The organism is Mucilaginibacter sp. P4_A11 (genome assembly GCF_056402535.1).
This window is the reverse complement of the sequence record NZ_JBFUHE010000017.1, coordinates 56,725-75,858: the sequence shown is the minus strand read 5'-3', so window position 1 is coordinate 75,858 and position 19,134 is coordinate 56,725. Positions and strand designations below refer to the sequence as shown.

Sequence of the window (19,134 nt, the reverse complement as noted above, 5' to 3'; positions counted from 1 at the left end):
TTTTATTTTTTACTTGTGTGTTAATGCTTTAACAGCAAGTTAGCAACTTTTGTTACAGTATAGCGGTAGGATAGGCTGTTTTTTTATTAAAACTCATGCTTAATTCATCATTCTTTCGGGAGGCGTGCTATTATGGGGTGTTTATCAGTGTTTAACTGATATCGAGTTTTTTGCTTAACTGCAAAGCAACCTCCGGGAAATTCACGGCGTTATATCTAAACAATAACCATTATTAACATCTAATTAGAACTCCCGATGAAAACAAAAATGTACTTAGCCCTGACGGGCTCAATCGCTTTAACTTTATTAGCGGCATCATGTAAAAAAAATCACGACAACAACCCAACCAAGTCTACGGTTGTTACCGGCGTGCAGCTTGGCACAAACAGTACGTTTGGCAGCGTGATAACAGATAATAACGGCCGTTCGCTTTACCTGTTCTCTGACGATGCTGCTAACGTTTCCAATTGTACAGGCGGCTGCTCTGTTGTTTGGCCTGCCTTTTACAAAGAAAACCCTTCAATAGGTACCGGATTAGCCGCTACCGATTTTGGTGTAATTACAAACACCGACGGCAACAAGCAAACTACCTATAAAGGCTGGCCTTTGTATTATTATTCAAAAGATGTTGCCGCAAATGACCTTAATGGCGATGGCGTTGGTAAATCATGGTTTGTAGCAAAGCCTGATTATACCGTGATGGTTTCCTATGCGCAGCTGATCGGGAACGATGGTAACCAATACACCAGTAAGGGTATTGCCGGTACCGAAAACTCGCAATATATTACAGATGTTAATGGACATACGTTGTATATGTTTACCAAGGATACCTTTAAGACAAACAAATTCAGCACTGGTGTGGCGGCGCATGATGCCAACTGGCCAATTGATGCGGTAACAGCAGTTCAAAATGTACCGTCCATTTTAAACAAGGCCGATTTTGATGTGATAACTGTATTTGGGCAAACGCAGTTGGTATATAAAGGGCATCCGCTGTATTACTTTGGTCAGGATAATGGTGTTAAGGGCAGCACTAAAGGTGTTAGCTTCCCTACGCCGGGCGCAGCTATATGGCAAATTAACAATACCAATACAGTAGCGTTACTTCAATAAGTAACAAGTAAATTAAATACGTTAAACGGGTAATGCGAAAGTGTTACCCGTTTTTTATTAAATAAATGAGATTTTATTTAATACTGACAATATGTCATTTAGGTATTTAAATTTTGTTTATTTTTGCAAACTAATTTTTTATATAAATGATGGATTTGCTTATTCCGGATAAAACGCACGATGAGAGCAGGCAGGGTGAGGCGTTAATGTTAAAAGCCGAAACAGCTAAAAATAACGGCCGCAAGCTTTATATTGAAAGCTATGGCTGCGCCATGAATTTTTCTGATAGTGAGATTGTTGCATCCATATTGGCCGAAAGTGGTTTTGAGACCACGCCCGACTATAGCATAGCCGATGTTATTTTCATCAATACCTGTTCTATCCGCGAAAATGCCGAGCAACGCGTACGCAACCGTTTAAAGGAGTTTACCGTTGCCAAAGTAAAAAATCCGGGTTTGGTTGTAGGTGTATTGGGCTGTATGGCCGAACGCCTGAAATCAAAATTTTTGGAAGAAGAAAAATTAGTTGATGTTGTAGTTGGTCCGGATGCTTACCGCGATCTGCCGAACCTGATAGATCAGGTTGACAGCGGGCAAAAAGCGGTTAATGTACTGTTATCGCGCGAGGAAACTTATGCCGATATCAGTCCGGTGCGTTTAAACAGCAACGGCATCAATGCATTTGTATCCATTATGCGCGGATGCGATAACATGTGCTCATTTTGCGTGGTACCGTTTACCCGTGGCCGCGAGCGCAGCCGCGATCCGCAATCAATAATAGCCGAATGCCAGGATTTGTTTTATAAAGGTTACCGTGAGGTTACCTTGTTGGGGCAAAATGTGGATTCATATAAATGGAAATCGAAAGTTGAAGGTTCTGAGCTGGAAGCTATAAGTTCAGTATCAGAAGCAGAAACCAATTTCGCCAACCTGCTGGAGATGGTAGCTTTGATTAGCCCTGATCTGCGGGTTAGGTTTTCAACTTCACACCCAAAGGACATTACCGATGATGTGCTTTATGCCATCAATAAATACGATAATATCTGTAACTATATTCACCTGCCTGTACAATCGGGCAACAGCCGCATCCTTGACCTGATGAACCGTACTTATGACCGTGAATGGTATATCAACAGGATAGATGCAATCCGTCGTATCATCCCTGATTGCGCGGTATCAACCGATGTGATCACCGGTTTTTGCAGTGAAACAGACGAAGAACATAAGGAAACTGTAAGCATGATGGATTATGTAAAGTATGATTTCGCTTACATGTTTAAATACAGCGAAAGGCCGGGCACTTTAGCGGCAAAACGTTATGCCGATGATATCCCTGAAGAAGTAAAACAGAAGCGCTTATCCGAAATAGTAGCCAAGCAGCAGGAGTATTCTTTTTACAGGATGCAGGCACGCATTGGCAAGGTAGAAAAAGTACTGATAGAAGGTTTCTCCAAAAAATCAGACAAAGACTATTGCGGCCGCAGCGATCAAAACGCGATGGTGATTTTCCCCGTTGGCGAAGGCTACAAACCAGGAGAATACGTTAACGTACTTATCGAACGAAGTACATCGGCTACGTTGATAGGGAAGGTAGTTGATTGAGTTTATTAGGTTGATTGAGTGAGTAGTTGTTAGGTGATTAACCATTCACTTAATAAACCCAATCAACCACTCACTAACAAAACAATGGAAGTACAGGAAATTAAACAACGCTTTGGGATCATTGGCAATTCGCCATTGCTTAACCGGGCTATAACTATAGCAAACCAGGTTTCACCTACTGATATTTCGGTATTAATTACCGGCGAGAGCGGTAGCGGTAAGGAGGTTTTTTCGCACATCATACACCAGATGAGCCCGCGTAAGCATGGGCCTTTCATTGCTGTTAACTGCGGTGCCATACCTGAAGGTACTATAGATTCAGAACTTTTCGGTCACGAAAAGGGAGCCTATACAGGTGCCGTTGGCGAACGTAAGGGTTATTTTGAAACCGTAAACGGTGGTACCATATTTTTGGATGAGATTGCCGAAATGCCGCTGGGTACCCAGGCCCGTTTGCTGCGGGTGCTTGAATCGGGGCAATATATTAAAGTAGGTTCATCTAAAGTAGAAAAAACAAACGTACGTGTTATAGCAGCTACCAATGTTGATGTATATGACGCGGTAAAGAACGGAAAGTTTCGTGAAGACCTTTACTACCGGTTAAACACTGTTCCGTTGAAGATCCCGCCATTGCGCGATAGGAAAGAGGACGTGTTTTTATTATTCCGCAAGTTTACGGCCGATTTTACCGACAAATACCGTACGCCGCCAATCCAGCTGGATGATGAGGCCCAGCAGGTATTAACAAACTATTCGTGGCCTGGTAACGTAAGGCAGCTGAAAAACATGGCCGAGCAGTTGGCGGTATTGGAGCGCGACAGGATCATCACCGCGCAAACCCTGCTTACCTATATCCCACATGAAACCAGCGGACGCAACCTGCCAATGCGTTTAGATAATCAGCCCAAGGAAGATTTCTCCGAACGGGATATCCTGTATAAAGTATTGTTTGATATGAAGCGGGATATGGTAGAGTTGAAAAAACTGGTGGCCGATATTATTGAGCATGGCGGTGTTTCGCAGCATTATGCCAATAATCCGCAAACCTTGAACCAGCTTTACCGCGATATTGAATTGCATGGTAATAACGACCCACAATTTACTTTACAACAACCCGTTAATACGGTTACAAGTAATAGCGGTAACAACAATACTATCGACGGTTTTAATATAACACATGATGCCGAAGAAGTAGAAGAATCACTGTCGCTGATTGAAAAAGAATCGGACCTGATCCGTAAAGCTTTGAAAAAACACAAGGGCAAACGCAAGCTTGCGGCTAACGAATTAGGGATCTCTGAGCGTACTTTATACAGGAAAATAAAAGAACTAAACTTATAATATTGATGAAAAAACTTTTGGGGCTTGTTTCGGTGTTTGTGCTGGTGCTTATATGTCCATCATGTTACACTCTCAAAAATCAATCAATCCCGCCCGGTCTTAAAACCATTAATGTACAGTTTTTTGAAAACAATGCTGCGCTGGTGGTTAATAACCTGAGCCAAACTTTTACTGAAGCGTTAAAGGACAGAATCCGTACACAAACCAGCCTAAGCTTAGTCCGCGGCGAGGCCGATGCAACCATGTCTGGTGCTATTACTGCTTATTCTATTGCTCCGGCATCTATTCAGGCTACTGCAAATAATGTGGCCCCAATTGCTGATGCTAACAGGCTTACTATTACCGTTCGTGTTAAATTTTCATTTGATGCGGCAAAAACTCCGGCCGAAAAAAAAATCAGTTTTGAGCAAAGTTTTACTAAGTTTGCTGATTACCGGGGGGATATTTCTTCGCAGGAGCAGGCACTTATACAGCAAATTAATAAGCAACTAATTGATGATATTTTTAACGCAGCCTTTTCTAATTGGTAAGCAATTTGTATTTTCAACCACGTGGATCAATATTTGAACAGCAGGCAATACGAAATATTAGATGAACTGTTAGCCAACCCGGCCGAAACAGGTTCTTTTTATGGTTATAACCTGCAACAGCTGGTTGACGCCTACCCGCAAAGCGGTATTTTGCGTGCCCTGCTTGCCCATGCCGGTACAAATAAGGATGTGCAGCGTGCGGCAGTTTATTATAGCCCGGCTTTACTACATAAACTGATCAACGAGCCTGATGGGCTTACTCCGGTAAATTCAGCACAGATAATTGACCATGTTGGTGTTACTCCCGCAGCTAATACACCTGCTGCCGAAAACTATTTCAATATTGGTCCTGCTGTTGATGACAATCAGGATGCTTTACCGCCTATACCAGAAGGGACTGTAGTTGACGCAGATCAGGAAATAAATAGCTTTGATTTTACGGTTACTGATAATCATAAACCTGAAATGCCGGATGCTGCACCGGTAACGGAAGTTGAGGATGCTGATCCGGTAGCCTTTGCGCCAAACAGGGAAAGTGCTGCCGCTACCCATGATATCGAAGACGAGGTTTACGATGAAATTGTTGGGATCGAAAATATAAGTATCGGTCAGCAGGCTGATGTTAATGAGCCTGTTGCAGATATTAAAACTGAGCCTGCCGATTGGGAATCGGACGAGCCGCCGGTTGTTGTTAGCGAAACCAGGGAAGTAAGGGATGATGTAACGGAGAAATGGATCATTAGTAATATCGCTTCGGCCGATTATTTTTTGTTTGATAATTCTGTTGCTGATACTAGAGGCGTGGATAAGGCTGTCCCGCAGCCCGAAAAAACTGAACCCGCCGAACAGCATGAGGTTTTGTCGAAGTACAACGACGAGAAAATGCCTTATACCTTTATGTGGTGGTTAGATAAAACCCGTAAGGAATATGCATCAACTTATCAGCCCTATAATGTTGAAACCGTTGCCCCGGTGAATGTACCTATGATTTCTAATAATCAAACTGCCGATGCATTACAGCATCAGTATTATGAAAATATCTTCCATTCGCAATCTCTTGAAGAGCTGGAGAAAACTCCTCAGCCCGATGTACCTGAGATAAAAAGAAAGGAAGACATCATCATTGAGAAATTTATTAAGGAGGAGCCCCAGATCAGGCCGCCATCAATTGATAAGCTTGATAACGAGAATAAAGCAAAGAAAAGTTCGGAAGACAGAAATGACCTGGTAAGTGAAACTTTAGCTCAGATTTACATCGATCAGATGTTGTATCACAAAGCGATTGCAACTTACAAAAAAATGATGTTGAAATTCCCGGAAAAAAGCCGTTACTTTGCAAGCCAAATTGAGCAGTTAGAAAAGAAAACTAATTAATATAAAGAAATGTATATCGTTTTAATCATTGTTACCGTAATTGTATGCGCTCTGTTAGGGCTTATCGTACTTATCCAAAACCCTAAAGGCGGTGGTTTGGCATCAAATTTTTCAAGCTCATCACAATTAATGGGTGTACAAAAAACCGGCGACTTTTTAGAAAAAGGTACCTGGGCATTAGCAATTACCCTTATGGTATTGTCGCTTGCTATCAACGTAGCTGTAAAAGGTGGTTCATCAGTAAGCAGTGATAACCCTGCACTGCGGGAGCAAATTGAAAAGGCTTCAAAACCAAGCAACGCGCTTCCTGCAGCAGCTCCGGCATTAACACCATCAACTACTACGCCAGCTCCTAAGGCTGACAGCAGCAAAAAATAATAAAGTATTTTAATTAAGATATTAAAGGCCTCTGGATATATTCAGGGGCTTTTTTGTTGGGTTTAAGAAACGAGAGTGGTTCATGTTATGATAATTGTATCAGCAGGGTAAAAGACTGATACATAAAAGCGTCATTGCGAGGCACGAAGCAATCCCCGACTTACAGAGCCGTCTTGTATAGTTCGCGATTGCTTCGTGCCTCGCAATAACGTTGTGGAAACGTTATTTATAAATCAATCCTAACAAAAAACGCCCCCGATTTTCGTCGGAGGCGTTTTTATTATACAAGGTAATTCAAATTATAATATCAGGATCAATACTAAAATAATGATAATGATAGCACCTACAGAAAGGTAAATACCGCCGCCGCCAAGGGCATTGGCTTCTTTTTTCATCCCTTTAAGTTCTGTACGAAGTTCTTTACGTTCCTGTTTGGTAAGCTCCGATTTATCCATCGCTTTGATCTCATTTACACGGGCCTTGATCTCTTCAACACGAGCTTGTTTCTGCTCGGTTGTCATGGTTGCTATTTCTTCCTTGCTTAGCGGGGTAAGCGCATGGCTATCGGCAGCAAAAGTATTCAACGCTGTGAATGACAGCATCATGGTTAAGGCTAATAAATAAATTTTAGTTTTCATAGTTTTAATATTTAAGTGATTCTTGTTATGAAAGAGAAAAACTGTGAAAAATGTTTTAAGCAAGTATAAAAATATTGTAAACTAATTGCTTATAAGCAAACAAAATAAGCTGACTCAAAAACATGGCCTACACTTAATTTTTGGATAGCCTCTTTCTCTTTAATATCGACATGTTTATTTTCTGTATCGGCACAGCCCAGCCATGGTTCAATGCAAACAAAATCGGCTCCCGGTTTGGCCCATAAACCAAGATAGTTAAAATGCGGAAACTCGAGCGCCAGGGTTTGGTCATGTTTATCACTTTTGATAGTTACCATGCGCGATTTCAGGTCTTTGAAAACCAGGGCGTCATCATTAAACAGGTCACGGGTTAAATAGAGCTTTTTATTGGGGGTAGGTACGGGGTGCGTTACGCCATTAAAAAAGCCGTCTTTTGATAAAAGGTTGGTGTTAATATGTTCTTCGGTTTCAAACTCAAGGTAATAGTCCTCGTAATTTTCGCCTTTATTGAAAGGGACGTTAAAAGCAGGGTGCCCGCCGACTGAAAAATATATTGATTTTTTATCAAGATTGATCACTTTATAGGTTATGCGAAGCGCATTATCAATAAGATGATACAGGATCTGGAAATCAAATTTAAAAGGATAAACTTTTAGCGTGTTCTCGCAGTTGGGCAACGAATAACTTGCCGACGTCTCATCCGACTCCAATAAAAAAAACTCCGATTGACGTGCAAAACCATGGCGCGACATGGCATATTTTTCACCACTTACCAAAAGCTCATTATTGATCAGGCCGCCAACCACCGGGAACAGGTTGGGTGCATGCCACGGCCAGATCTTTTCATCTGCCTGCCACATGTGTTCAATGCCTGTGGCTTTGTTAATAAATGAACTCAGCTGAGCGCCTTTGGTGTCGATAGCTACTTTAATGTGCTCGTTTTCTAAATGAGTGATCATAGGAGTATAATTAATTGTCTGAACCGGAATTTTAAGAAATTATTCGAATTTCACGAATTTTCAATTGTCTATTAAATTAATTCGATAAATTCTTTAATTCCAATAATTCGAGTTCAGACACAAGTTAACAAATCAATCATCATCCTGTTCTTTTTTAGGTTCTAAAATTACAAAGGCGCTCCTTTTTGGCGCAGGCATGACAGATGCCTCACCTTTTACGTATTTCCAAACTACCTCATTCAGGTCGATATCAGGTGCCGCATCTTCCTTAGCAAAATTAAACAGTTCAGATCGTTTGCTGCTTTCGTTTACGGCTATGTTTCGCTGTTCCAAATTAACCTGTGCGGGTTTGGTTGTGTAAGGGGTAAAGTCGGGCTTGCTGGTAAAGCAATCGTACAACGGCATAGCTGCTGCATCATACTGGCTCATTGGCGGCAGGCCTAATATCAGTTCCATAGTGCGCAAAACACCCGATGTGGAATACATGCCATGGATCACCGCATTACGTTTTACATACGGACCGGCAACAAATACCGGCGAGCGATGGGCATCAATATGGTCGGGACCATTTTGGGCATCATCTTCCAAAATAAAAACTACCGATTCTTTCCAGATAGAACTATGCGATAAGTGTTCGATGAATTGACCAATAGCAAGGTCATTATCGCCCACAGCAGCAATAGGTGATATAGCGCCTTTACGCTGACCGCTGGTATGGTCGTTTGAAATACGTACAGTGTTGAAATGCGGTACGGCATTTATAGTCAACAGCGAATCAAAATCATGGGCCCAGATCTCGGTACGTTTAACATCTTTCACATTTAAATCGAATCCCGGCGACTTAAGGCAAAAATGCCCTTCAAGCGATTTTAAGTTTGCCTTGCCGGGGTTGCCATCGCTTACAAACTCGCCGTAAGTGCGATAGCTTACACCGGCGCGTTTGCAATAATCCCATATAAAGCCATCGCGCGGATAGGCAGCTTTACGCGAGCCTTCAAAATCGTAATTACCACCGCGGCCACCGTAGCTGGTTGGCCAGGTTTTTTCCACAAAGTCGGTAGCATAAGCTGCCATGCTCCAGTTATGCCCGTCGGCGCTTACCTCGGCATCAACATAAAAGTTATCAAGCAACACAAATTCGTTGGCTATGGCGTGATGGTTAGGCGTTACTTTATTGCCGAAGATACATAGTGAGGTATCCCCGTTACCTTGCGGCATGTCGCCTAAAACCTGGTCGTAAGTGCGGTTTTCCTTAATGATATAAAACACATATTTAATAGGCGATTTTTCACCCACCCGGCGGGGGATCGGGTTGCCTTCTTCGCCTTTGGCTGTTTTTTCAACTTTGGCGGTAAATGGCGTGTTTGCATAAACCTGTTTGGTATAAGCTTTCAGTTCGCCATCGGAGGGGCTGTTGATGAAAGATAGCGTACCTTTAAACAAGCCACCGATATATTGCTCGCGGCTGTTGATAGCGCCTTGTTTATAGCCGCTGTTATCTGTTTTTTTGACTGGTTGCGGCCCTTTAGGGTTAGCCATGGATGAAAATCCCTTGCCATTTGATACCAGGATCTTATTACCCAGCATTTTTACATTGGTTGGATACCAGCCCACCGGGATAAAACCTTTGCTCTTGCTGCTGCCCTGTACTGTTACGTCAAATACTGCAAGGCAGTTATTATCGGCGTTAGCTATATAAAGGGTTTTCCCATTTTGCGATAAGGCCAATCCATTGCTGGTTGAGCCTGTGAGGCGGGTAGGGTAAAGGGCCGTAGAAATGGTTTCGACTATTTTGTGTGTAGTTGTATTTACTACAGATACGGCATTGTCATTAGCATCGGCCACATACAGGAATTTTCCTTTCTTATCTAAAAGCAGCTCATTTGGATGGCTGCTGGTTTTAATGGTGCTGAGCGTTTGTGTAGCTATGTTGTAAAAGCCAAGCATATCGCCGCCCCATAACGAAATATAGAGCGTTTTTTCATCGGGCGATAAAATGCAGCTGTAAGCTTCGGCAGGGAGTTTTACCTGTTTAAGGATTTCTTTTTTATCAGGATCGATGATGTAAAGGGTGCTGTCTTCTTTGGTAACCGAATACAGGCGGCTGTTATTTTTGTTGGTTACCATACCTGTTGGACAAACCTTGTTTTTGGGCCAGGCATGCGGCGCTAATTTGATGGTATCAGGCGTCCCCAGTTTGTTATCGGCGATGTTGAATACCAGGATCCAGTTATCATTACCGCCCGATGCATATAGCTTTTTTTCATCGCGGCTGAAAGCAAGACCATACCATGATTTCTTAACCACAACCTCATCAAGCAGTTTTTCATTTTTAGGATCAATCAGCTGTACTGACTGTGTGCTTTGGCCGTTATTGGTAACAGCCAGCAGTTTGCCTGATGATGACAACTGCATATTAAGCGGCAAATCGCCAAGCGGCAGGGAACGCCCGGCCGGACTAAGCTTCCAGCCGTTGGGTAATAGCACCTGTCCTGTTTGTTCAATTTTACCCGGAGTTTGAGCGAATGATTGTAGCGCCGCGCATAAAAACGCAATGCCAGCAATGAGTTTTAGTTTCATAAGAAAACGATTGTAGTCAAAATTACAAAATCGTTTTATCCTGAAAGGGTTGTTAACAGAAACTTAATGTAGATAAATTGGACTTTTCCATGTGATTGCCTTAGCACATCAATTAACCAACTGCTTTTTAAACTGGTTGGGACTGATGCCTGTTTCTTTTTTGAAAAGCCTTGAAAAGTATGGTAAGTTTTCAAAGCCAAGCTCATATGCTATTTCAGACACGCTTTGATAATCGCTTTTGAGGCGGTTTTTGGCTTCGTTCACCAGGTAAATATGGATCAGCTCAATAGCAGTTTTCCCGGTTTCCTGTTTAAGCATATCGCTCAGATAGCGCGGCGATAAGTTAAGCTGCGAAGCCAATGCATTAACAGTTGGCAGCCCCTGTGTAAGCAGTAACCCGGTTTTAAAATATGAAGTTAAAGCGTTATTGAATTTTGATACCGTTTTGCCCGAAAGTTCTGTGCGGTTAATAAACTGGCGTTTATAAAATCGCTGCGAATATTTCAGGATCGAATCAATATGCGTAAGCATGATGTCGCGGCTGTATTCATCCGTGTTATTTCGGTATTCCGTCTCTATCTTGTGATAAAGGTCCCACATGATCTGCTCTTCCGATGGGGAGAGGTGTAACGCTTCATTGGCTTCATAGTCGAAAAAAGCATATTTACTTATTTCGGTATTCAGGAAGTGACCATTAAAGTAATCTTCGTGAATGAATATAATAAATGCGTCCTCGTCATATTCAACACTATTAAACTGAATAACCTGCCGGGGTTTAATGAACATCATGCTGCCATTATCATGATCGTATTTTGTACGACCGTACATAATTTGGCCCGCTTTAAGTTTTTTAAACCCGATCATATAAAAATCGGATGTAAATTCCCTTTCTCCAAGTCCGCAGGTATGTGTACACCTGAACATACTGAAGAGCGGATTTTCCGGCATCGGAAAATCGTTGAAGCGGTGCATATCGGCCAAAGTTTTGAAATGCTGCATGATTTATAAAGTTAAACAAATCTACGCCGGATTACGGCGTAGATTATGTCAAAAGAATACCATTTATATAAAAGCTGAAAGCACAAAGCCTAAAGCCAATAATTAACAGCCTGTATATAATATTAATTATTTACCGTGTGCTGCAGACGATACTTCGTTCCAGCTTTCCCACTCGGCAGCACGGCCTTCATAGGTTTGTTTAACCCATGGATGTGCATATTTACCCAGGAACAAACGCAATGGAGGGTTTTCACTGTCAATCAATTTAAGCACAGCATCGGTAGTTGCTTCGGGTACACCGAAAATTTCGTCAGTTAAACCGGCCTGGAACGCGGCGCGCACTCCGTCATATTCAGGCATCGCTGTGGTTTGTGCGGCAGAAGCACCTGCCCAATCAGTTGCAAAGCCGTTAGGTTCAATAAGGGAAATATTTATCCCAAAGCCTTTTACTTCGGCAGCCAGTGTTTCGCTTAAGCCTTCTACAGCAAATTTAGAGGCATTATATATACCCAATACAGGCAGGGTAACCAGGCCCAGTACGCTCGAAAGCTGGATAATGTGGCCATGTCCTTGCTCGCGCATTACCGGGAGCACCGCTTGTGATAACCACAGCAAGCCAAAAAAGTTGGTTTCCATTTGTTCGCGCGCTTCCTGTTCTGTAGTTTCCTCAATGCTGCCAAATAAACCGTAACCGGCATTATTGATCAGCACATCAATGCTGCCGAAATGTTGTTTTGCTTTATTGATAGCTGAAAAATCAGCTGCACGGTCGTTAACATCCAATTGCAGCGGTAAAATATTGTCGCCGTATTGGCTTACCAGGTCATCCAGTGTGCTCAAATCGCGGGCTGTTGCTACTACTTTATCGCCTCTCTGCAATAATGCTTCGGCCCATAGTTTACCGAAACCACGTGATGCTCCGGTAATAAAAATTGTCTTTGCCATTGTTATAGTTTTTAAATGTTGAGACAAAATTAGAGTGATTAATACCCTACGGTTTATACAGAAGTGGGGAACACTGATACATTTTTACGCAGGCGGTTGTAATTGGTAATCAGAGTGTCATTAGGACTAAAATATCGACAGAAACTCATTATGTATAAAAAATAAAACCCGCCTCAAGGAGGCGGGTTTTATTTTTTCAATGCTTCAAACTCCCTCTCCAAAGGAGAGGGTTGGGCTGAGGTTATTTGGTTTTCAGTACTAATGTGCTGCTCTGCAAACCATCGGCTGAAGCAGTGAAAGTTATTGTACCTGCTTTTTCTTTTGCCTGTACAATAGCCAGTGCAAGGCCATGAAATGCCTTACGATAATCTGCTTTGAACGGATCATGACTAACCGGATCGCCGTTATCAACGCTGGCAATAAAGCCTTCTCCAGCAATTTTAAAGCTTACCTTATTATCGGCATCAGGTACAACATTACCGTCTTTATCCAATATTTTTACGGTGATAAACGACAGGTCCTTACCATCAGCCTTGATCTGCGAACGGTCGGCAACCAGTTCAATTTTAGCAGGGGCACCGGCGGTATGGATCTCGCGGCTTAAAACTGTTTTGCCGTTTTTACGGGATACAGCTTTCAAAGTGCCCGGCTCATATTTCACGCGCCACATTACATGCAGGTCGTCGCCGGTTTTCTTTTGGATGCCTAATGATTTACCATTCAGGTAAAGCTCAACTTCATCGGCATTATTGTAGTATGCCCAGATATCGATCATTTTACCAGGCTGCCAGTTCCAGTGCGGGAAAATGTGGAGCACATTTTTACTGGTCCACTCGCTTTGGTACATATAATATACATCCTTAGGGAAACCGGCCAGGTCAATTATCCCGAAGTATGAACTACGCGATGGCCATGAGTATGGAGTAGGCTCGCCAAGATAATCGAAACCTGTCCAGATGAACATGCCCGAAAGGAAGTCGTACTTTTTCATTACTTTCCAGGTCATTTCATGTGTTGAGCCCCATGGTGGTCGGGTGTTGTCATAGGCCGATACATTGTTGCCATCCCTTACAAAAGGTTTATCATAGCTGGTAGGCCAAACCCTGATGCTGTCTGATGGCATTTCATAATAACCACGTGTTTCCAGTCCCGAAGTAGTTTCGGTAGCAATAAACTTTTTGCCCGGGTAACGGTCATGAAATTTAGCGTAATCAAACTGGTGATAGTTATAACCTACCAGATCAATAGCACCCGATTTTATAATTTTATTGGTGCTGTCAGGACGGTCATTAGCCGTAGTGAGGGGGCGGGTTTTATCCAAACTATGAACAATAGCTGCCAGCTCAGGGGCAATGCGTAAAGCACTGGTGTCTGCCTGTTGCGGGATTTCGTTACCGATGCTCCAGATCATGATGCTGGGATGGTTGCGGTCGCGTTTGATCTGATCTTCCAGGTCGCGTTTATGCCATTCTTTAAAATACAGGTGGTAATCGTAAGTTGCCTTTTTCCATTCCCAGCAATCAAAAGCCTCATCCATTACTATGAACCCCATTTTATCGCAAAGGTCAAGCAGTTCAGGGGCCGGAGGGTTGTGCGAAGTACGGATGCCGTTACAGCCCATAGCTTTTAGCATCTGCAACTGACGTTCCAACGCACGGTTGTTCACCGCGGCGCCAAGGCTGCCGAGATCGTGGTGATCGCACACGCCTAAGATTTTCATCGCCTTACCATTCAGGCTGAAACCTTTATCGGCATCAAAGTTAAAATAGCGGATACCTACTGTTGTGGTGTATTCATCAACTACCTTTTTGCCTTCAATGAGCTGGGTAACGGCCTTGTACAAATATGGCTTCTCTACCGACCAAAGCACCGGATTTTTTACCGTTAGTGTATTGGTTACCGTTAAAGAAGCGATTTTACTTTGTTCTGCGGATGTAGACTCACCTGCAACTGATACCAATTTACCGGCAGCGTCATATAGCTTAGTATTTATAACCAGTCCGGGTGTTGTTTTATTATTATGCAACTGTACCTGCACATTTACCTTGGCCGAAGCACCGGTAATATCGCTTGTGGTTACATAAGTACCCCATTGATCGATAGCGGTTTTATTGGTAGTTTCCAGCCAAACATGGCGGTAAATACCCGAACCTGAGTACCAGCGGGAGTTAGGCTGTACCGAGTTATCAACCTTAACAGCGATAACGTTGCTGCCGCCAAAATTCAAGTAAGGCGTAAGCTCATACCTGAACGAGATATACCCGTTTGGCCTGAACCCAAGGTGATGCCCGTTGATCCATACATCGCTTTTTTGATATACGCCATCAAAATCAATATAAACCAGTTTGCCTTTTGATGCAGCCGAAACAGTAAATGTTTTACGGTACCAGCCGATACCGCCAGGCAAAGCGCCGCCTTCGGGGGTAGCAGGATTATCTTTTGAAAACGTGCCCTCGATACTCCAGTCATGCGGCAAATTAAGTGTACGCCATTTACTGTCGTTTAGCTTTGCGTTTTCGCCGTTATCAACAGCGCCAAGGTTAAAGCGCCAGCTTTTATCAAAATCAAGTTTTTGACGGGTTTGCTGCGCGAATGAATTTACGGCGATAAGCATGACGACTAACAATGCGCATGCTTTGGCCGGGATGAATTTTTTTGATAACATCTGGCTTTAGGGATTAATTGTATTTACGACACTAAATTATAAATTAAAGTGACATTGAAGAAGATTTATCGCTGAGCTTTTTTCTCCATGTCATTGCGAGCGCAGCGTGGCAATCTCGTAGCCAATGCATGTCCGATCCGTAGAGCTACGAGATTGCTTCGTCGTTTCTCCTTATAATGACGTGATTGTAAGTTGTTGATTATTAGTTGCATCTTTTGGTCGATTTGTAAAATAAGGGCGTTGCCTGCGGCCCGTGCTATCCGCTCATACCGCACAAGGCATTAGCCACAAGGCCGGTATCCGCTCCTATCACTAACGCGCCCCCCGCACACCATCGCTGAAATATATTTTATACGTCATCACGGTTTTTTTTCAGGATTTCCCTGATGGTTACAGTAATGACATAACTTAATTTTTTCGCTATCTAAAATACCACCACCGCGTCACTATCCGGGTTATCCAGCTTGGTGCTTTTACGTTCGCCGGCTACGGTGATATGCATCATGTTGATCTGTTCGGGATGTTCGGTGTAGAGCAGGTCATCATGTACCTCAAACTTTTTGGGCTTGCTGATGCCTTTCACTTCAAAATAACTCCATGCAGCATCTTCCTGCACTTCATAGCCAATAAAGTTTAAAGCAATGGTTTTGCCGTCGGCCTTAATAATGAGGTGTTTTTTGATATAATCGTTTATCAGCTGCCCTACTTTTGCTTTATCAGTGGGGTGTACAATATCAATTTTGGTGTGGTATTGTTTTTCGATGGTATGCTCCAGATCGTCATAAAAAATACGACAGCTTATTTCAAGGCTTTGGTTTTTAACGTTGTGGTTAATTTCGGTAACACTTACGTAAAAGGGGTGGAAAAAGCTTAGCCAGCTAACAAGAAGTAATTGCAACATGATTGCGTTAAATAGTTGTATTATCTACAAAAAACGTTATTTTTATTCGCAATCGCTAATTTTAAGTAATGACTGACTTTTCATTGTACTTCCAGCTCGGCTGGCAGCACATCTGCAATTGGGAGGGGTATGACCATATCCTTTTTGTAACTGTATTGTGCGGCACCTACCTGCTTGCCGACTGGCGCAAGGTGCTGGTACTGGTTACTGCCTTTACTATTGGCCATTCTATTACGCTGGCATTGAGTGTGTTAAATGTTATTCATATTAATACATCTCTTATCGAATTCCTGATTCCGGTTACCATTGTATTTACCAGCCTGATCAATATCCTCAACAAAAAACGAACAAATACCACCATGCGGCTTAACTATAGCCTGGCCTTGTTTTTTGGTTTGATACATGGCATGGGCTTTTCAAACTACCTGAAAAGTTTGCTCGGAACCAGCACCAATATCACAGCCGAGTTATTCGCTTTTAACCTTGGGCTTGAATTTGGGCAGGTATTAATTGTAATATCTGCGTTACTTATCTCTTTTATCCTGATCAGGTTTGCCAGGACAGCGCAGCGGGATTGGACAATGTTCCTGTCGTCGGCAATATTTGGAATTGCTTTTATTATGTGTATCGAACGATTTTTACTAATTAAATTCAGATGAATAAGTTTTACCCAGCTTTATTTTCCTGCTGTATCCTCGCTTCATCGGCCTGGGCGCAGTATAACAACAACCCGGGTTCAAACCATGGTAACAAATTTGAGCAGTTGGGCACCATGGTATCCACCCCTAATGAATACCGCACCGCTTCGGGAGCGCCGGGGCCTAAGTACTGGCAGCAAAAAGCCGACTATGAAATAAATGCCACTCTTAATGACGACAAGCAGCGTCTGGATGGTGTTGAAACTATCACTTATACCAATAACTCGCCCGATCCGCTCACTTACCTATGGTTACAGCTGGACGAAAACGAGCATAAAAAAGATGCCGAAAGCGCCAAGTTTGATGAAAGCAAAATGCAAGCTAAGATGAGCATTCGGCAGCTACAGGGCATTATAGGGAATGACCTGGATTTGGGGAACCATATCGAAAGCGTGAAGGACGCCAACGGTGGTACACTTAGTTATACCATTAATCAAACCATGATGCGCATTGAGCTGCCTGTAACCCTGCAGCCAGGCCAAAAGTTTAAATTCAAAATAGCATGGTGGTATAATATATCTGACCGTTTAACTATTGGCGGGCGCGGCGGTTACGAATATTTTCCTGAGGATGGCAACTACCTGTACACCATGGCGCAATGGTACCCCAGGATGGCTGTTTACAGCGATTTCCAGGGATGGCAAAATAAGCAGTTTACCGGCAGAGGGGAGTTTGCTTTAACCTTTGGCGATTATAGGGTAAACATCAATGTGCCTGCCGATCATGTGGTGGGCGGTACCGGGCAGTGTTCAAACTATGCCCAAACCCTGAGCCCTGCCCAGTTTAAACGCTGGACAGCTGCACAATCAGCTTCACAACCTACCGAGATAGTAACGCTCGATGAAGTTAAGGGTGCCATGAAGAAACATGCCACGGCCCGCAAAACCTGGACTTTCCATGCCGAAAACGTGCGTGATTTTGCCTGGGTGTCATCGCGCCGTATTGTTTGGGATGCTATGGGCACGCAGATTGATGGCGGCAAAAAAGTGCTGGCTATGTCATACTACGGCCCGGAGGCTTACCCGCTTTATCGCAAGTATTCTACCAAGGTAGTGGCGCATACGCTTAAAACATATTCAAAACATACCTTCCCTTATCCTTACCCGGTAGCTATTTCGGTTGAGGCATCAAATGGGATGGAATACCCGATGATCTGCTTTAACTACGGCAGGGCCGAAAAGGACGGCACTTACACTGAAGCCACCAAAAACGGGATGATAGGTGTAATTATTCACGAGGTTGGTCACAACTTTTTCCCGATGATCGTTAACTCGGATGAGCGCCAGTGGACCTGGATGGACGAAGGCCTAAACACTTTTTGCCAGTACATGGCCGAGCAGGAATGGGACAGCCGCTACCCATCGCAACGTGGTCCGGCGTATAAGATAGTTGACTATATGAAGCTGCCGAAAGATTTGCTGGAGCCTATCATGACCAACTCTGAAAACATTGTGATGTTTGGTCCCAACGCTTATGCTAAACCTGCAACAGCATTGAACGTGCTTCGCGAAACCGTTATGGGGCGCGAGCTATTCGATTATGCATTTAAGACCTACGCGCACCGCTGGGCCTTTAAACACCCAACACCTGCTGATTTTTTCCGTACGATGGAAGATGCTTCGGCAGTTGATCTTGACTGGTTTTGGAGAGGTTGGTTTTATGGAACCGATCCGGTTGACGTTTCTATCGACAGTGTAAAATACTATCGCCTTAATACCAAAAATCCGGCGGTTGAAGGCACTGCCGACCGTGCCCAGTTCGACCGTAATTTAGAGAACATCAGTACCACCCGTAATAAGGAAGCTGGCGCCCGTTTCGCGGTTGAAGCTGATACTGCCTTGCAGGATTTTTATAGTAAATGGGACAGGTTTGCTGCAACACCGGCAACCTCTCAAAGCTACCAGGCTATGTACAATGCCCTAAGCCCTGCCGAAAAGAAACTATACGATAGCAAGAACTACTTTTACGAGGTGAGTTTCACCAATAAAGGGGGACTGGTAACCCCACTGCTTATTGAGTGGACTTATGCGGATGGAACTAAGGAGTTAGAAAAAATTTCAGCCTACATTTGGCGTAAAAACGAAAATAAGGTGACCAAGGTATTTGCCAAAACCAAAGAGGTAAAGAGTATCAAGCTTGACCCATATCGCGAAACTGCTGATATTGACGAAAGTAACAACAGCTGGCCAAGGGAGTACGCTCCATCAAGGTTTGAATTGTTTAAACAGCAAACCCTGCCAAGGGGAGCAACTTCGGGCGCTAACCCGATGCAGGAAGCCAGGAAGGGCGGACAGTAAGATCTTATGAGAACAGCCTCCCGAATGAAGATCGGGAGGCTGTTTTGTTTATGTAAGAAGCCACGGGATATTTTAGTATCTATTAATTTTGAGATGATTTTTTTCGCTGGCTAAA

General features: G+C 43.3%; 15 protein-coding genes. 8 read left to right on the top strand and 7 right to left on the bottom strand.

The window, feature by feature from the left end; translation table 11 throughout:
• Positions 1 to 255 precede the first annotated feature (255 nt).
• The 6 genes from AC1DUD_RS25925 to secG all read left to right on the top strand — a co-directional run bounded on the left by AC1DUD_RS25925 (position 256) and on the right by secG (position 6,337).
• The gene (locus AC1DUD_RS25925; RefSeq protein ID WP_477379895.1) at positions 256 to 1,113 is read left to right on the top strand and encodes a hypothetical protein; all 858 of its coding nucleotides are present in this window, start codon (positions 256 to 258) and stop codon (positions 1,111 to 1,113) included.
• A gap of 146 nt (positions 1,114 to 1,259) precedes the next feature.
• Positions 1,260 to 2,714, top strand: a complete 1,455-nt coding sequence (miaB, locus tag AC1DUD_RS25920) for a tRNA (N6-isopentenyl adenosine(37)-C2)-methylthiotransferase MiaB (protein WP_477379893.1) — start codon at positions 1,260 to 1,262, stop codon at positions 2,712 to 2,714.
• Positions 2,715 to 2,798: 84 nt separating this feature from the next.
• Positions 2,799 to 4,055 (top strand): sigma-54 interaction domain-containing protein, encoded by a 1,257-nt coding sequence (locus tag AC1DUD_RS25915; RefSeq protein ID WP_477379891.1) that lies wholly within the window; start codon positions 2,799 to 2,801, stop codon positions 4,053 to 4,055.
• Positions 4,056 to 4,060: 5 nt separating this feature from the next.
• The gene (locus AC1DUD_RS25910; RefSeq protein ID WP_477379889.1) at positions 4,061 to 4,585 is read left to right on the top strand and encodes an LptE family protein; all 525 of its coding nucleotides are present in this window, start codon (positions 4,061 to 4,063) and stop codon (positions 4,583 to 4,585) included.
• Between the two features lie 21 nt (positions 4,586 to 4,606).
• Positions 4,607 to 5,959 carry a hypothetical protein gene (locus tag AC1DUD_RS25905; protein ID WP_477379887.1) on the top strand — a complete coding sequence of 451 codons (1,353 nt, stop codon included), beginning with the start codon at positions 4,607 to 4,609 and terminating at the stop codon, positions 5,957 to 5,959.
• 9 nt (positions 5,960 to 5,968) lie between these two features.
• On the top strand, positions 5,969 to 6,337 hold the full coding sequence (secG, locus tag AC1DUD_RS25900; protein WP_477379885.1) for a preprotein translocase subunit SecG: 369 nt from the start codon (positions 5,969 to 5,971) through the stop codon (positions 6,335 to 6,337).
• A 299-nt stretch (positions 6,338 to 6,636) separates the two neighbouring features.
• Here the strand turns inward: secG and AC1DUD_RS25895 are convergent, their stop codons facing one another.
• From AC1DUD_RS25895 to AC1DUD_RS25865, 7 genes are all read right to left on the bottom strand, one after another.
• Complete coding sequence (locus tag AC1DUD_RS25895) at positions 6,637 to 6,975, bottom strand: hypothetical protein (protein ID WP_477379883.1); 339 nt, start codon at positions 6,973 to 6,975, stop codon at positions 6,637 to 6,639.
• Positions 6,976 to 7,064: 89 nt separating this feature from the next.
• On the bottom strand, positions 7,065 to 7,934 hold the full coding sequence (locus AC1DUD_RS25890; RefSeq protein WP_477379881.1) for an aldose 1-epimerase family protein: 870 nt from the start codon (positions 7,932 to 7,934) through the stop codon (positions 7,065 to 7,067).
• A 132-nt stretch (positions 7,935 to 8,066) separates the two neighbouring features.
• Entirely contained in the window at positions 8,067 to 10,514 is a 2,448-nt protein-coding gene (locus AC1DUD_RS25885; protein WP_477379879.1) for a bifunctional YncE family protein/alkaline phosphatase family protein, read from the bottom strand.
• Positions 10,515 to 10,622: 108 nt separating this feature from the next.
• Positions 10,623 to 11,513: a helix-turn-helix domain-containing protein gene (locus AC1DUD_RS25880; protein ID WP_477379876.1), complete on the bottom strand. Its 891-nt coding sequence runs from the start codon at positions 11,511 to 11,513 to the stop codon at positions 10,623 to 10,625.
• Between the two features lie 126 nt (positions 11,514 to 11,639).
• Positions 11,640 to 12,458, bottom strand: coding sequence for an SDR family NAD(P)-dependent oxidoreductase (locus AC1DUD_RS25875; protein ID WP_477379874.1), 819 nt, complete (start codon positions 12,456 to 12,458; stop codon positions 11,640 to 11,642).
• A gap of 241 nt (positions 12,459 to 12,699) precedes the next feature.
• Positions 12,700 to 15,123, bottom strand: a complete 2,424-nt coding sequence (gene galB, locus AC1DUD_RS25870) for a beta-galactosidase GalB (protein ID WP_477379872.1) — start codon at positions 15,121 to 15,123, stop codon at positions 12,700 to 12,702.
• A gap of 424 nt (positions 15,124 to 15,547) precedes the next feature.
• Positions 15,548 to 16,024 carry a DUF6702 family protein gene (locus tag AC1DUD_RS25865; protein ID WP_477379870.1) on the bottom strand — a complete coding sequence of 159 codons (477 nt, stop codon included), beginning with the start codon at positions 16,022 to 16,024 and terminating at the stop codon, positions 15,548 to 15,550.
• 68 nt (positions 16,025 to 16,092) lie between these two features.
• Here AC1DUD_RS25865 and AC1DUD_RS25860 point away from each other — a divergent pair, with 68 nt between their 5' ends.
• Entirely contained in the window at positions 16,093 to 16,683 is a 591-nt protein-coding gene (locus tag AC1DUD_RS25860) for a HupE/UreJ family protein (RefSeq protein WP_477379868.1), read from the top strand.
• A complete protein-coding gene (locus AC1DUD_RS25855) occupies positions 16,680 to 19,019 on the top strand; it encodes a M1 family metallopeptidase (RefSeq protein ID WP_477379866.1) in 2,340 nt (779 codons plus the stop codon). Before AC1DUD_RS25860 ends, AC1DUD_RS25855 begins: the two co-directional genes overlap by 4 nt.
• Positions 19,020 to 19,134: the final 115 nt, after the last annotated feature.

Bases quoted from the DNA above. Each gene is read 5' to 3' on its own strand.
- secG (WP_477379885.1), top strand. From the start codon at position 5,969: ATGTATATCGTTTTAATCATTGTTACCGTAATTGTATGCGCTCTGTTA.
- AC1DUD_RS25865 (WP_477379870.1), bottom strand. From the start codon at position 16,024: ATGTTGCAATTACTTCTTGTTAGCTGGCTAAGCTTTTTCCACCCCTTT.
- AC1DUD_RS25890 (WP_477379881.1), bottom strand. From the start codon at position 7,934: ATGATCACTCATTTAGAAAACGAGCACATTAAAGTAGCTATCGACACC.
- AC1DUD_RS25885 (WP_477379879.1), bottom strand. From the start codon at position 10,514: ATGAAACTAAAACTCATTGCTGGCATTGCGTTTTTATGCGCGGCGCTA.
- AC1DUD_RS25925 (WP_477379895.1), top strand. From the start codon at position 256: ATGAAAACAAAAATGTACTTAGCCCTGACGGGCTCAATCGCTTTAACT.
- AC1DUD_RS25880 (WP_477379876.1), bottom strand. From the start codon at position 11,513: ATGCAGCATTTCAAAACTTTGGCCGATATGCACCGCTTCAACGATTTT.
- AC1DUD_RS25910 (WP_477379889.1), top strand. From the start codon at position 4,061: ATGAAAAAACTTTTGGGGCTTGTTTCGGTGTTTGTGCTGGTGCTTATA.
- AC1DUD_RS25895 (WP_477379883.1), bottom strand. From the start codon at position 6,975: ATGAAAACTAAAATTTATTTATTAGCCTTAACCATGATGCTGTCATTC.
- AC1DUD_RS25860 (WP_477379868.1), top strand. From the start codon at position 16,093: ATGACTGACTTTTCATTGTACTTCCAGCTCGGCTGGCAGCACATCTGC.
- AC1DUD_RS25875 (WP_477379874.1), bottom strand. From the start codon at position 12,458: ATGGCAAAGACAATTTTTATTACCGGAGCATCACGTGGTTTCGGTAAA.
- miaB (WP_477379893.1), top strand. From the start codon at position 1,260: ATGATGGATTTGCTTATTCCGGATAAAACGCACGATGAGAGCAGGCAG.
- galB (WP_477379872.1), bottom strand. From the start codon at position 15,123: ATGTTATCAAAAAAATTCATCCCGGCCAAAGCATGCGCATTGTTAGTC.
- AC1DUD_RS25855 (WP_477379866.1), top strand. From the start codon at position 16,680: ATGAATAAGTTTTACCCAGCTTTATTTTCCTGCTGTATCCTCGCTTCA.
- AC1DUD_RS25915 (WP_477379891.1), top strand. From the start codon at position 2,799: ATGGAAGTACAGGAAATTAAACAACGCTTTGGGATCATTGGCAATTCG.